The sequence below is a fragment of the Chitinilyticum aquatile DSM 21506 genome (assembly GCF_000430805.1).
In the GTDB taxonomy this organism is placed as follows: Bacteria; Pseudomonadota; Gammaproteobacteria; order Burkholderiales; family Chitinibacteraceae; genus Chitinilyticum; species Chitinilyticum aquatile.
Window position 1 is genome coordinate 123227 of sequence record NZ_KE387259.1, and the last position, 13196, is coordinate 136422.

The following is a 13196-nucleotide window of genomic DNA, read 5'->3' on the forward strand; positions in this document are numbered from 1 at the left end:
AAGATCGTGCGCATGACCTTCATCGGCGAAACCACCTACGAAGGTTTTCTCGGCAACGCCGCACGCGAGTTCGGCATTGATTTCAGTATTCTCTCGGGGCGCATCGAGCGCATCAAGGAGACCCCCTGCGGCCAGATGCTGCTGGCGTTTACCGGTGATGATGCAGCCGTTGCCGCTGCGTTTGCCCAGTTCCGCAGTCGCGGCATTGATATTGAGGAGCTCCGCTGATGGACCTGAGTTTTCTGAGCGAAATCGACTGGCCGGAAATCGGCACCGCCAGCCTCGACACCCTGCTGATGCTGGGCGGCTCGCTGCTGTTTACCGTGCTGCTGGGCCTGCCGCTGGGCATCGTGCTGTTCCTGACCTCCAGGGGCCAGCTGCTGGCCAACGCGGCACTGAACCGCGCGCTCGGCGTCGTCGTGAACGTGCTGCGCTCGATCCCCTTCATCATCCTGCTGATCGCGCTGATGCCGGTCACCGAATTCATCACCGGCACGCGCATCGGCCTGCTGGGGATGATTCCTCCGCTGGTCATCGGCGCCGCGCCCTTCCTCGCGCGGCTGGTGGAAACCGCGCTGCGCGAAGTCGAGCACGGCGTAATCGAAGCCGCGCAGGCCATGGGCGCAAACACGCGCCAGATCCTGTGCGGCGTACTGCTGCCCGAATCGCTGGGCGGCCTCTTGGCCGGCATCACCGTCACCGCCATTACGCTGGTGTCCTACACCGCCATGGCCGGTCTGGTGGGCGGCGGCGGGCTGGGCGATCTGTCGATCCGCTACGGTTATTACCGCTACCAGACCGAAATCATGATGGTCACCATCGTGCTCTTGCTGGTACTGGTGCAGATCCTGCAGATGGCGGGCGACAAGCTGGTACAGCACTTTGGCCGCAAATAACCAGCGGTAACTTTTTTTAGTTCGAATCAGTCTTTTTGATTTTATAAGACGATGATAATCTCCCTTTTCAGCAAGGACACATACATAAAGGTATGCATCCAGAAGCAATAGCTTTAAAGGGCTATAGCCATATACCCATCCCAAAAGGAAGCAATGAACATGAAAACGCTCGTCGCACTTGCCGCTGCCGCCGCAGCCTTTACCGCCTTCTCCGCCTCCGCCGCAGAAAAGCTGACCGTTGCCGCCACGGCCATTCCGCACGCCGAAATCCTCGAATTCATCAAGCCGGCACTGGCCAAGCAGGGTGTCGAGCTGAACGTGAAAGTGTTCACCGACTACGTGCAGCCGAACGTCCTGGTCGCTGAAAAGAAAATCGACGCCAACTTCTTCCAGCACCAGCCCTACCTGAACGAATTCAACAAGGGCCGTGGCACCAATCTGGTCAGCGTGGCCGGCGTGCACGTCGAGCCCTTCGGCGCGTATTCCAGCAAGGTGAAAAAACTGGCCGACCTGCAAGAAGGCGCCACCGTCGCCATCCCGAATGACCCCACCAACGGCGGCCGCGCGCTGCTGCTGCTGGAAAAAGCCGGCCTGATCAAGCTGAAGGACAGCAAGAACATCCTCGCCACCCCGAAGGACATTGCGCAGAACAGCAAGAAGCTGAAGTTCAAGGAACTGGAAGCCGCCACCCTGCCGCGCGTACTGAACCAGGTTGACCTTGCGCTGATCAACACCAACTACGCGCTGGAAGCCAAGCTCAACCCGAGCAAGGATGCGCTGGTGATCGAAGGCGCCGAATCGCCGTATGTGAACATTCTGGTTGTGGAAGCCAGCAACAAGGACAAGGCCGCAGTAAAGAAACTGGCCGCCGCACTGAAGACCCCGGAAGTGAAGGCCTTCATTCTGGAAAAATACAAGGGTGCTGTCGTACCGGCTTTCTAAGCTGAACACGGATTGCTCATGAAAAACGGCACCTGCGAGTGCCGTTTTTCATGGCGACTACCCGCTGCCCGCCATACCCTCATGCCGCCAAGGTAAATAGTTCGTCGCGGTGCAGGGCAGGCCAATGCCATAATCACGGACGTACCCCACGTCTGTTTCAGTTCTTTGCAGTCCGGGTGCCCACTTCGAAACCACACAAGGAGGAGACGTTGGACACACCGCAAACCGTCGCGGCCTCGCGCCGCACCACGCTGTCCATGCCGGTTTTCATCCCGAGCATCATCATCATCGCCAGCCTGCTGGCTGTCTGCACCTTCAACCCCAAAACCGCCGAAGCCTTCTTCGCCGCAGGCCAGAGCTGGATCACCGCACATTTCAGCTGGTTCTACGTGCTGGCGGTTGCCACCTTCCTGATTGTCCTCATCACCATTGCCAGCAGCCGCTTTGGCGACATCCGCCTGGGCCCGGACGATGCGCGCCCCGATTTCAGCTTTACCTCCTGGCTGGCGATGCTGTTTGCCGCCGGCATGGGCATCGGGCTGATGTATTTCGGTGTGGGCGAGCCAATGATGCACTTCCTGTCTCCGCCTACCACTGAAGCCGGCACGATGGCCGCCGCGCAGGAAGCGATGACCACCACCTTTTTCCACTGGGGCTTCCATGCCTGGGCAATTTATGCCGTGGTCGGGCTGGTGCTGGCCTATTTCGGTTTCCGCTACAAGCTGCCGCTGACGCTGCGCTCGGGCCTGTACCCGATTTTCAAGGAACGCATCCACGGCCCCATCGGGCATGCAGTGGACGTATTTGCGCTGGTCGGTACGATCTTCGGTATCGCCACCACGCTGGGCTACGGCGTGCTGCAATTGTCCGCCGGCCTGCATCGCCTGACCGGCTGGGAAACGGGCAGCCAGCTCTTCCAGTTCGGCCTGATTGCGGTCGTCGTCGGCATGGCCGGCATTTCGGCGGCCACCGGGCTGGACAAGGGTGTACGGCGCCTGTCCGAGCTGAACCTGTTCCTTGCCATCGTGCTGCTGGCCTTCGTGCTGTTTGCCGGCCCGACGCTGCCGGTGCTGGGGATGCTGAGCGAAAACATCGGCAATTACCTGTCCGGCATCGTGAGCATGACCTTCCGCACCTTCAGCTATGCGCCAGCGAGCTCGGAAGGCTGGTTTGGCGGCTGGACGATTCTGTACTGGGCCTGGTGGATTTCGTGGTCGCCGTTTGTTGGCCTTTTCATTGCGCGCATTTCGCGCGGCCGCACCATTCGCGAGTTCATCATCGGTGTGCTGCTGGTGCCGACCGCCTTCAATCTGCTGTGGATGACCGTGTTCGGCAACACCGCCATCTGGCTCGATCTGAACAGCGCGGCCGGTGCGCTGGGCGCGACCGCCAACAATGTCGATGCGCTGCTGTTCAACTTCTTCGACCTGCTGCCGCTGGCCGGCGTGACCTCGACGCTGGCCGTCATCCTGATCGCCGTGTTCTTCGTGACCTCGGCCGATTCGGGCGCGTTTGTCATCGACAACATCGCCACGCAGGGCAATGACAGATCACCGATCTGGCAGCGCCTTTTCTGGGCGGCACTGCTGGGGCTGACTGCCGCCATCCTGCTGGCCGCTGGCGGCCTGAAGGCCTTGCAGTCGATGACGCTGATTGCAGCGCTGCCGTTTGCAATGATCATGCTGCTGCTGTGCGTGGGGCTGATTCGCGGCCTGTGCGCCGACCGCCTGCACTTCTCGCGCGAACTTTCACCCGCCACCAATTTCTGGAACGGGCAGATGTGGAAGGCCAGGCTGGATCAGCTGCTGCGCCTGCCGGACCAGGCCGACGTGGCGAGCTTCATCGCCCGCGTGGTCAACCCGGCACTGCAGGAGGTTTGCGCAGAACTGAACCGTCGCGGTGTCACCAGCCGCGTCGAGGAAGTCGCCGAGCATGGCGTGGCGCTGATCGTGCCGCAGGAAGCCGGCCGCGACTTCGTTTACGGCGTACGCATTGAAAGCCGCCCGGCACCGGCATTCAACCCGCTGGCCGCAGCCCAGAGTGGTGATGGTGACGACCCGCTCTTCGAGCCGATGACCTACTTCGAAGACGGTCGCGCCGGCTACGACATCCAGTACCTGACCCGCCAGGAAGTGATTGCCGACGTGCTGCGCCAGTACGAACGCTATCTGCAGCTGGCGCAGGTCAGCGGCACGCAGCTGCTGCATTCGGCACCCGGGCACACCGGCTGATTGCGCCCACTGACGTATTGGCCTGAAACCCTTTATCATCAAGGCTTTCAGGCCAATACCTTTTATAGCGATGGATATTCTCAAGGTTCAGCAGCAACTGCGGGATTTCAGCGCCGCGCGCGACTGGGATCAGTTTCACACCCCGAAAAATCTGGCGATGGCGCTATCGGTCGAAGCCGCCGAGTTGGTCGAGCTCTACCAGTGGCTGACGCCCGAGCAGGCCGCAGCCGCGAGTAGCGACCAGGCCTTTGCCACGCGGCTGGGCGAGGAAGTTGCCGACATCCTGCTCTATCTGCTGCGCCTGGCCGATCGCACCGGGCTTGATCTGGATGCAGCCGTCACGCGCAAGCTGCAGCTCAATGCGCAGAAATACCCCGTTGCCAGCAGTTACGGTCGCGCCAAGCATCTGGGCGAGCCGAGCTGATACCGCCTGTCTCCCCTTCCGGGTGTGCGGCTTGACCACGGCGCCCCCCTGTACGCCAGAATGAATTAATCCACTGATTTTTCGTGATTATTTCCATTCCGGCATGCAAGGGCATGCCGCTAGACTGGGATACCACATCCAGCGAGGAGACAGCCATGTCCACCACCATTTCCGCACTGCAGAGCACCACCCTCACTCCGGTGGCTGGCAAGGTGTCTGGCCGCCAGGATGGCAGGGAAAAGGCGCAGACGACGACTGTTGCGCAGGAAAAAGTCAGCCTGAACCAGACCGCAAGCTCCGCGCTGACCTACAGCAAACCGCGCGCGGAGGCCGCGACCGACATCCAGGCAATGCTCGACGAATCGAACCGCAAGGTCGACGAGCTGATGAACCTGATCCGCCCGCTGGTGGAGCAGCAGGGCCTGAGTCTCGCCAAAGTCGCCAGCGGCGAGCAGAAGCTGACCGTTGACCAGGCAACGATCGACAAGGCGAAAGCCGATATTGCCGAAGATGGCGAATTCGGCGTGCGCAAGGTTTCCGAGCGCATCCTGAGCTTCGCCAAGTATGCGATGGGGAACGACCCCGCCAACCTCGACAATATCCGCGATGCGGTGAAACTGGGTTTCGATCAGGCGAAAGAAGCACTTGGTGGCGCGCTGCCGGAAATCAGCCAGCAAACCTACGACACCATCATGGCAGAATTTGACCGCTGGGAAAAAGACGGCATCCCCGAAGGCAGCACCGTCAGCCTGAGCAAGCCGGAATCCGCGGCGAGCGGCACGGAATCCCGCAAGGCAGCCTGAATCAGCACTCCTTCCATCTGGCAAAAGCCCGGCAAGCCGGGCTTTTCTATTTTCAAGGGTATACAGCCAGAACCTTCTCAATTAAATGGCTACAGCAATATACCCATCAAATCAATGCAGGACAGCTCCAGACAGCACGCTGGCAAACTGGCCATGATCGACATTGGCTCCTGTCACCACCACGCCGACGCGCCGGCCAAAATTGCGCTCAGCCTCCAGCATCGCGCCCGCCAGTGATGCCGCGCCGGCACCTTCCGCCACATTGTGCGTATCGGTGTAAAGGCAGCGCATCGCCTCGGCCACCGCGGTGTCGCTCACCTGAACGAAGCGGCTGACGCCACGGCGGATGATGGACAGCGCCAGCGCGTCGGGCGTACGGCACGCCAGCCCGTCAGCGAGCTGCGTCGATACGGCATGCGATTGCAGTTCACCACTGGCAAACGACAGCGCATATGCGGGCGCATGAACGGATACCACGCCGACGATTTCGACCTGGTGCCCGAGCGCGGCTTTCGCCGCCACCATCGCACAGATGCCCGAGCCCATGCCAACCGGCACATACACCACATCCAGCTTCGGCTGGGCACGCAGGAATTCCAGGCAATAGCTCGCCACGCCCGCGATCAGGTCGGAGTGCAGCGCCGGCACGGCATGCAGGCCGGCTGCCGCAGCGTGGCGGGCAGCCATTTCGCGCGCGGCCTGGAAGTCCTCGCCCTGCTCGATCAATTCGACGCCCAGCGCGCGCATGGCGGCATTTTTTTCCCGGCTGTTGCCATGCGGCACGACGATGGTCGCCGGCAGGCCCAGGCGTTGCGCGGCAAAACCGACCGACTGCCCGTGATTGCCGCGTGTTGCCGCAATCAGCCCTTCCGGGCGCTGGCGCTGCAGCAGGCGCTCCAGATACACCAGTCCGCCACGCACCTTGAACGATCCGGTCGGGGCGTGATTTTCATGCTTGACCCAGACCTCGGCTCCCAGCCTCTGCGACAGCAGCGGCCAGTTGTATTGCGGTGTGGGAGGCAGAACAGAATGAACCAGGCTGGCGGCAGATTCGAGTTCGTTCAGACTGGGCAGCGTCATGGTGAAATCCTTGGCTTGAGGGTATGCTGCATTGTGTATGCATTTCGAAGGCAAAGTGTCTGCATGACAGCATGGATTCCCGACCTCGCCCGCTTCCCCGGCCCCACTTACCGCGCCATTGTCGATGCGCTGGCGCATGACATCCAGACCGGTGTCCTGCGCCCCGGCAGCAAGCTGCCGCCGCACCGTCTGCTGGCCGATCTGCTCGGCGTGAATGTCAGCACCATCACACGCGCCTACAAGGAGGCCGCCAGCCGCTACCTGATCGGCGGCGAGCATGGCCGTGGCACCTATGTGCTCGGCCATCAGGACGGGCTGAACCTGTTTGCACTGGCTGATCGCGAACGTTTCATCGATCTCTCGGTGAACACGCCCGCCTACCCGCTGCACGACAGTGATCTGGAGCAGTCATTGCAGCAATTGCTGCGCCAGGGCGATGCCGGGCGCCTGCTGCAGTACCAGAGTGCGCAGGCCTGGCAGCAGCAGCGCGTGGCTGCAGCGCGCTGGCTGGCGCTGCGTGGCGTCGAGGCAGCACCTGAGCGCATCATTCTGTGCGGTGGCGCGCAACATGCCGTCACAGCTGCGCTCAGCCTGCACTGCCGGCGCGGTGACACGGTGCTGGTCGAGGCGCTCACCTACCCCGGCATGATGGCGATTGCCCGCCAGCTCGGCCTGCAGCTGCACCCGCTCGGCATGGACAATGCCGGCGTGCGGCCCGATGCACTGGATGCGGCGCTGGCGCAGGACATCGGACGGATTGCGGTGCTGATGCCGACGCTGCACAACCCGACCACCATCACGATGCCGCTGGCACGCCGCCGCGCCATTGCCGAAGTACTGCAACGCCACGATGCGCTGCTGGTGGAAGAAGACGTCTACGGCCACCTGCCGCCCGATGCGCCACCCGCGCTGGCGACACTTGCCCCCGAGCGGGCCATTTACATCAGCAGCCTGTCAAAAAGCGTGGCACCGGGCTTGCGTTTCGGCTTTCTGCACGATCCGCACGCCAGCCGGCAGGCTCTCGACGATGCCCTGCACAATACAAGCTGGCTGGTCAGCCCGCTGATGGCACAACTGGCCTGCAACTGGATTCACGATGGCACGGCCGAGCGCCGGCTAAGCTGGCAGCGACAGGAACTGACGGCACGCCGCGACATCGCGCAGCCCCTGTTCGCGCCACTCGCCGCGCAGGGCATCAGGCTGGCGCTGCCGGAAGCCTGCCCGCACGGCTGGCTGCAATTGCCGGCCCGCATTGATTCGGAAGCACTGATCGGCAGATTGCGCCAGCAAGGTATAGCCACTGCAGCTGGCGGATTATTTGGGGTGCAGCGGCATACCCATGTCAACGCTCTGCGCCTCTGTGTAGGCGCTGCCAGCAGCCAGGCCATTCTGGCGGCGACGCTGGCCCGGATTGCGGACGAACTGGGCGAGTTCTAGAAGGCGGCTTGCCGCTCGACGGCCTTCTGCAGATCCGGCGGCGGTGTAATCCCCATCGAGACATAAATGCTGGTGAGCTTGTCGACGCCGATCTGCGCCGGGCGAATCCAGTCGGTCGGCACATACAGAAGGCCTCCGCCAATTGGCACGGGTGCAGTGGGGACCAGAATCGCCTGATAGGTACGCCCTTCCAGCTCGACCGGCACCGGGTTGGGCATCAGCGCCAGCACGGCGACGCCGTCGCCACCAAAAAAACACCAGACCGGGCTCATGGCACCGATGTCGGCATCCTCTTTCTGGTCCAGCAGGCCGACAAAGCGGTCGGCAAGGTTGTACAGATTGCCGAACAGCGGAATCTTGCGCAGCGTGTGATCGACCAGTCGCGCAATCGGGCGGTTCAGCCGCGATTGCACCAGCACGCCGAGCGGGTAGATGGCGGCCACCAGCAGGAGTGTTCCCAGCAGGTATTCCAGAATCGGATTGTTGACGAAGTGCTGCCCCAGATAGGCAAAGAGCTGACCCAGCCTGCTGCCGGGGCCGATGTACTGGTTAAGCAGATTGACCACCCAGGCTATCAGCGCAAGCGTCAGCATGAGGGGAAGAAGGGCAAGAAGGCCGGCCAGCCAGGTCGTCAGGATGGCCTTGAGACTGCGTTTGATGATCATCGATTTTCAGTGAAAGAGAAGCTGCCCCACAACGGGCAAGGCCGTACTTTACCACCGAACGCACGCGCGGCTTCACCGGCCCGCTGCACCATGAAAAAGGGCAAGCCTTGCGGCTTGCCCTCGGTTTCCTCCCATTCGTCACTGCCACCCCGGCCCTGCCAGCTGACCAGCCGGCTTTTCAGCTGCTGGCGCGCGTCGCGCCGTTGCGTTTTTTCACTCTTTCCATGTGCGCCCGCCTTGCGCTGGCGGGCCGCCAGCGCATAGGGATTGCGCGGTTTGGCTGTTTTCATCCTTTTCTCCTGATCAGCCCTTGATGCAAAGCACCTGTTTGAGGGTATGAACAACCTCGACCAGATCAGCCTGCTGGGCCATGACCCGGTCGATATCCTTGTAGGCAGCGGGAATTTCATCCACCACCCCGCCATCCTTGCGGCACTCCACGCCTTCCGTCTGTTTCGCCAGATCGAAGTGGTTGAAACGCTTTCTGGCTTCAGTCCGGCTCATGCGTCGCCCCGCGCCATGGCTGCACGAGCAGAAGGATTCGGCGTTGCCCAGCCCGCGGACAATATAGCTGCGCGTACCCATGCTGCCGGGAATGATGCCGAGCTGGCCAGCATGCGCTGCAATCGCCCCCTTGCGGGTGATGAATAGCGACTCGCCCAGATGGGTTTCCCGGCTCACGTAATTGTGATGGCAGTTGATCGCTTCATCGGTCAGCACGAAGGGGGGCAGATGCGGCTTCATCGCATCGACCACCAGGCGCATCATTTCCCTGCGATTGGTCAGCGCGTAGTCCTGCGCCCATTCGACGGCTTCGACATAATCATCGAATAGATCGGAGCCAGCGCTGAAGTAGGCCAGGTCACGATCAGGCAGATTGACCTGATGGCGCCGCATGTCTTTCTGTGCGGCATTGATGAAGTAGCGGCCGATGACATTGCCGGTGCCACGGCTGCCGGAGTGCAGCATCACCCATACCCGCAGGGCTTCATCCAGACATAACTCGATGAAGTGATTCCCGCCCCCCAGCGTGCCGATCTGGCAGATCCAGGTGCGGGCAAACTGCCGCTGCATTTTCATGAGCCCCGGATGGCGGCCAAGCAGGCTGTCCAGCCTGTCATTGAGCGGACGCGCAATGCGCTGATGCGATGATCCGCGTACGCGATCCCATTCATGCTGGCCGAAGCCCACCGGCACGGCCGCTTCAATGGCGGAGCGGACTCGTGCCAGCGTTTCCGGCAGATCGCTGGCCGTGAGCGACGTGCGCACGGCATTCATACCGCAGCCGATGTCCACGCCGACAGCGGCCGGAATGATTGCATTGCGGGTGGGAATGACCGAGCCCACGGTGGCTCCGATCCCGAGGTGAACATCGGGCATGGCGGCAATGTGGCCGTGCACGATCGGCAACTGGGCCGTGTTGAGCAATTGCTGCAAGGCATCAGGCGCGATATCGTCGGTCCAGATCTTGACGGGTACGCGCGCCTTGTCGAGTTGTTGTATTACTGGCATAAATTGAATTCCATAAACAAAAAGCCCCGGTTTCAAGCCGGGGCCTTTGGCGAACCCGGCGTGCCAGCGCACGCCGAATCCGGGGAATTCGGGCGCTGTATCAGGCGATGATTTTCACAAAACGGGTCACGGCTAAACTCCTTGTGCTGGGTACGTGAGCGAATCACGTGACGGGTTGAACAAACGGGCTGATGACTGCATTGCCGGAGCACCAATGAAAACGGGGTGCTCGAAGCACCCCGTTTATACCGCCGGATTCCGCTGTCCTGCTACTTCTTTGCTTCAACTTCACTACATTTGCAACTACTGCACAACAGTTGGGTTGAAAAAAACAAGCGACTCAGGAACTGCTACTGCATAAAGAACGAAGGCCGACCCGGTACTGCTTTTCATCTGCACTCTTTGTGCTCCAGCCACGGATGGCTGCGAATTGGGTCTGCACGTGAACTACAACAACAGCTAACGGAACTTCATTACTGCGTACTGCACTACTACTGCAACGGCTGTGTAACGACTTCTCAGCGGCATCCGGTTTAGGCAACCCTTGGGCGGGTTAGCTTAGGCGACCACTCGGGTCGCATCACGAAACTGCCAAACTTTAACTTCCAAGCTCTGCTCCTTTCGTGAGTTGCTGATGCAATTTCAAGATATACCTAAACATTCAAACCTGCAACATATCCGGATGACCAAGCCCACTGAAAATTGTAACCACCCAGCCAGCCGGTCACATCAACCACTTCGCCGATGAAGAACAGGCCCGGTACATCACGCGCCATCATGGTTTTGGAAGACAGCGCAGCGGTGTCCACTCCGCCCCGCGTCACCTCGGCCTTGCGGTAGCCCTGCGTGCCTGACGGGATGATGGCCCAGTGATGCAGGCGCTGCAGTATCGCCTCGATTTCCGGAGGGTTGAGCTGCTTGAGCGGCCGGTTTTCGTCGCCGAGAACGGCTTGCGCCACGCGACGCGGCAGATGCTCGGCCAGCAGGTTGAGTACGGACTTGTCGCGTTGAGCGACCGGGAAAATGGCCTCATCGGGCACATCCGGCAACATGTCAATCACGATGGGTTTACCCGGCTCCCAGTAGCTGGAAATTTGCAGAATGGCCGGGCCCGATACCCCTTTGTGCGTCAACAGGAGGGCCTCGCGAAAAGTGGTTCTGTCACAGGAAACAGTCGTGCCGTCGAGAGCGATTCCGGCCAGTTCACCCCACAGATCCTGCGGCTGGAATGTCAGCGGCACCAGCGCCGGGACAGTGGGTATCAGCGGCAAACCAAATTGCTTCGCCAGCTCGAAGCCAATACCCGTAGCACCTATCTGCGGAATCGATAAGCCGCCGGTTGCCACGACCAGTGACTGGCAAAGCCAGTTCTCTTTCGACGTCCGTACGACAAAGCCGCCTTCCGGCGCCTTTTCCACCTCGAACAGCTCGGTCCCCATGCGCCAGTTCACACCGGCATCGTCTGCCTCTTTCTTGAGCATGGCGATCACCGCTTCCGAGCCCTGATCGCAGAACAGCTGGCCGAGTGTTTTCTCGGTCCAGGAGAGGCCGTGCTTCTGCATCAGCGCCATGAAATCGTGCTGCGTGTACTGCTTGAGTGCCGACTTGACGAAGTGTGGATTGGCCGAGAGATAGCACTCCGGCCGAACATGCAGATTGGTGAAATTGCAGCGCCCGCCACCGGAAATGCGGATTTTCTCGGCCAGTTTTTCGGCATGATCCAGCAGCACGACACGCCGCCCCATCTGGCCGGCGGTAGCCGCACACATCATGCCGGCAGCGCCAGCCCCCAGCACCACAACATCGGTTTCCAGCATCTTTTTCACTCCATGTCCGCCGACAAGCGGCTGTCACTCTGTTGCAACACCATGAAAAAACCCCGGCATGCGCCGGGGTTTTGGCTGCGAAGGCCGAGGCCGCAGCCTCGCCAGTCGATCAGGCCGCCTGCTCCAGACCGAAAGCCTTGTGCAGTACGCGTACGGCCAGCTCCAGATATTTTTCGTCCAGCACCACGGAAATCTTGATTTCCGAAGTCGAGATCATCTGGATGTTGATGCCTTCTTCAGCCAGCGTGCGGAACATGGTGGACGCCACGCCAACGTGCGAGCGCATGCCCACACCGACGATGGATACCTTGCAAATCTTGTCGTCACCGCTGACTTCACGCGCACCCACGTGCTTCTTCACTTCGTCTAGCACCTTCAATGCGCGCGGGAATTCACCCTTCGGTACAGTGAAGGAGAAGTCAGTGGTGCCATCCTGGCCGACGTTCTGGATGATCATGTCGACGTCGATGTTGGCATCGGCCACCGGGCCGAGGATCTGGTAAGCGATGCCCGGCTTGTCCGGAACGCCGATCACGTTGATACGGGCTTCGTCACGGTTGAAGGCGATGCCGGAGATGACTGGTTTTTCCACGGTAGAGTCTTCCTCGAAAGTGATCAGCGTACCTTCGCCTTCTTCCTGGAAGGACGACAGCACGCGCAGTTTCACATTGTATTTGCCGGCAAATTCGACCGAGCGGATTTGCAGAATCTTGGAGCCCAGGCTGGCCAGCTCGAGCATTTCTTCGAAGGTGATGGTCGAAAGCTTGCGCGCTTCCGGCACCACACGCGGATCGGTGGTGTAAACGCCATCCACGTCGGTATAGATCTGGCACTCGTCAGCCTTGAGCGCGGCAGCCAGTGCCACACCGGAAGTGTCCGAACCGCCACGGCCCAGCGTGGTGATGTTGCCTTCGGCATCCACTCCCTGGAAGCCGGCGACGATCACGACGCGTCCTGCGTTCAGGTCAGCACGCATGTTGGCATCGTCGATGTGCTGGATGCGGGCCTTGGTGTGGGCGGAATCGGTAAGTATCTTGACCTGGCCACCGGTGTAGCTTACGGCATCAACACCCTGCTCTTTCAGCGCCATTGCAAGGAGGCCGATGGTGACCTGTTCGCCGGTGGAAACAATGACGTCCAGCTCGCGCGGATCGGGCTGAGCCTGGATTTCCTTGGCCAGCGCGATCAGGCGGTTGGTCTCACCGGACATCGCCGAAACCACGACCACAATGTCGTGCCCTTGCGCCTTGAACTTGGCCACGCGCCGCGCCACGTTCTTGATGCGGTCGGGAGAACCGACCGACGTGCCGCCATATTTCTGGACAATCAGTGCCATGATGCAACCTGCAGGTTGGAAAGTGTTTCAAAATAAGCCCGACA

Annotated in this window: 13 protein-coding genes; 7 read left to right on the top strand and 6 right to left on the bottom strand. The window is 60.9% G+C overall.

All coding sequences use genetic code 11. The features are described 5' to 3' along the window. The first annotated feature begins 12 nt into the window (after positions 1 to 12). From H559_RS23495 to H559_RS0113810, 6 genes are all read left to right on the top strand, one after another. Positions 13 to 228 carry an NIL domain-containing protein gene (locus H559_RS23495; protein ID WP_308417175.1) on the top strand — a complete coding sequence of 72 codons (216 nt, stop codon included), beginning with the start codon at positions 13 to 15 and terminating at the stop codon, positions 226 to 228. Beyond that, positions 228 to 896: a methionine ABC transporter permease gene (locus tag H559_RS0113790; protein ID WP_028453147.1), complete on the top strand. Its 669-nt coding sequence runs from the start codon at positions 228 to 230 to the stop codon at positions 894 to 896. Before H559_RS23495 ends, H559_RS0113790 begins: the two co-directional genes overlap by 1 nt. 159 nt (positions 897 to 1055) lie before the next feature. After that, the gene (locus tag H559_RS0113795) at positions 1056 to 1838 is read left to right on the top strand and encodes a MetQ/NlpA family ABC transporter substrate-binding protein (protein WP_028453148.1); all 783 of its coding nucleotides are present in this window, start codon (positions 1056 to 1058) and stop codon (positions 1836 to 1838) included. 209 nt (positions 1839 to 2047) lie between these two features. Then, entirely contained in the window at positions 2048 to 4069 is a 2022-nt protein-coding gene (locus tag H559_RS0113800; protein WP_028453149.1) for a BCCT family transporter, read from the top strand. Between the two features lie 70 nt (positions 4070 to 4139). Beyond that, positions 4140 to 4493: a nucleotide pyrophosphohydrolase gene (locus H559_RS20515; RefSeq protein WP_034641436.1), complete on the top strand. Its 354-nt coding sequence runs from the start codon at positions 4140 to 4142 to the stop codon at positions 4491 to 4493. Between the two features lie 155 nt (positions 4494 to 4648). Continuing rightward, complete coding sequence (locus tag H559_RS0113810; protein ID WP_028453150.1) at positions 4649 to 5296, top strand: hypothetical protein; 648 nt, start codon at positions 4649 to 4651, stop codon at positions 5294 to 5296. Positions 5297 to 5407: 111 nt separating this feature from the next. On the opposite strand, the gene H559_RS0113815 is transcribed toward H559_RS0113810, so the two are convergent. Then, entirely contained in the window at positions 5408 to 6376 is a 969-nt protein-coding gene (locus H559_RS0113815; protein WP_034641439.1) for a threonine dehydratase, read from the bottom strand. Positions 6377 to 6439: 63 nt separating this feature from the next. Between H559_RS0113815 and H559_RS20520 the strand changes: the two genes are divergently transcribed. Continuing rightward, positions 6440 to 7813: an aminotransferase-like domain-containing protein gene (locus H559_RS20520; protein WP_034641442.1), complete on the top strand. Its 1374-nt coding sequence runs from the start codon at positions 6440 to 6442 to the stop codon at positions 7811 to 7813. Here H559_RS20520 and H559_RS0113825 read toward each other — a convergent pair. The 5 genes from H559_RS0113825 to H559_RS0113845 form a co-directional block, all read right to left on the bottom strand. Continuing rightward, positions 7810 to 8478 carry a DUF502 domain-containing protein gene (locus H559_RS0113825; protein ID WP_211230949.1) on the bottom strand — a complete coding sequence of 223 codons (669 nt, stop codon included), beginning with the start codon at positions 8476 to 8478 and terminating at the stop codon, positions 7810 to 7812. The two genes, H559_RS20520 and H559_RS0113825, sit on opposite strands and share 4 nt — an antisense overlap. Next, positions 8475 to 8768, bottom strand: coding sequence for a hypothetical protein (locus tag H559_RS20525; protein ID WP_034641444.1), 294 nt, complete (start codon positions 8766 to 8768; stop codon positions 8475 to 8477). The genes H559_RS0113825 and H559_RS20525 overlap by 4 nt, the downstream gene beginning before the upstream one ends. Before the next feature lie 13 nt (positions 8769 to 8781). Then, a complete protein-coding gene (locus H559_RS0113835) occupies positions 8782 to 9990 on the bottom strand; it encodes an RtcB family protein (RefSeq protein ID WP_028453153.1) in 1209 nt (402 codons plus the stop codon). A 653-nt stretch (positions 9991 to 10643) separates the two neighbouring features. Beyond that, complete coding sequence (locus H559_RS0113840) at positions 10644 to 11807, bottom strand: BaiN/RdsA family NAD(P)/FAD-dependent oxidoreductase (RefSeq protein ID WP_028453154.1); 1164 nt, start codon at positions 11805 to 11807, stop codon at positions 10644 to 10646. 118 nt (positions 11808 to 11925) lie between these two features. Beyond that, complete coding sequence (locus H559_RS0113845; RefSeq protein ID WP_028453155.1) at positions 11926 to 13152, bottom strand: aspartate kinase; 1227 nt, start codon at positions 13150 to 13152, stop codon at positions 11926 to 11928. Positions 13153 to 13196: the final 44 nt, after the last annotated feature.

What these genes read in the sequence shown, in the direction of transcription:
- H559_RS23495 (WP_308417175.1), top strand. Translation starts at nt 13, where the DNA reads ATGACCTTCATCGGCGAAACCACCTACGAAGGTTTTCTCGGCAACGCC.
- H559_RS0113790 (WP_028453147.1), top strand. Translation starts at nt 228, where the DNA reads ATGGACCTGAGTTTTCTGAGCGAAATCGACTGGCCGGAAATCGGCACC.
- H559_RS0113795 (WP_028453148.1), top strand. Translation starts at nt 1,056, where the DNA reads ATGAAAACGCTCGTCGCACTTGCCGCTGCCGCCGCAGCCTTTACCGCC.
- H559_RS20515 (WP_034641436.1), top strand. Translation starts at nt 4,140, where the DNA reads ATGGATATTCTCAAGGTTCAGCAGCAACTGCGGGATTTCAGCGCCGCG.
- H559_RS0113810 (WP_028453150.1), top strand. Translation starts at nt 4,649, where the DNA reads ATGTCCACCACCATTTCCGCACTGCAGAGCACCACCCTCACTCCGGTG.
- H559_RS0113815 (WP_034641439.1), bottom strand. Translation starts at nt 6,376, where the DNA reads ATGACGCTGCCCAGTCTGAACGAACTCGAATCTGCCGCCAGCCTGGTT.
- H559_RS20520 (WP_034641442.1), top strand. Translation starts at nt 6,440, where the DNA reads ATGACAGCATGGATTCCCGACCTCGCCCGCTTCCCCGGCCCCACTTAC.
- H559_RS0113825 (WP_211230949.1), bottom strand. Translation starts at nt 8,478, where the DNA reads ATGATCATCAAACGCAGTCTCAAGGCCATCCTGACGACCTGGCTGGCC.
- H559_RS20525 (WP_034641444.1), bottom strand. Translation starts at nt 8,768, where the DNA reads ATGAAAACAGCCAAACCGCGCAATCCCTATGCGCTGGCGGCCCGCCAG.
- H559_RS0113835 (WP_028453153.1), bottom strand. Translation starts at nt 9,990, where the DNA reads ATGCCAGTAATACAACAACTCGACAAGGCGCGCGTACCCGTCAAGATC.
- H559_RS0113840 (WP_028453154.1), bottom strand. Translation starts at nt 11,807, where the DNA reads ATGCTGGAAACCGATGTTGTGGTGCTGGGGGCTGGCGCTGCCGGCATG.
- H559_RS0113845 (WP_028453155.1), bottom strand. Translation starts at nt 13,152, where the DNA reads ATGGCACTGATTGTCCAGAAATATGGCGGCACGTCGGTCGGTTCTCCC.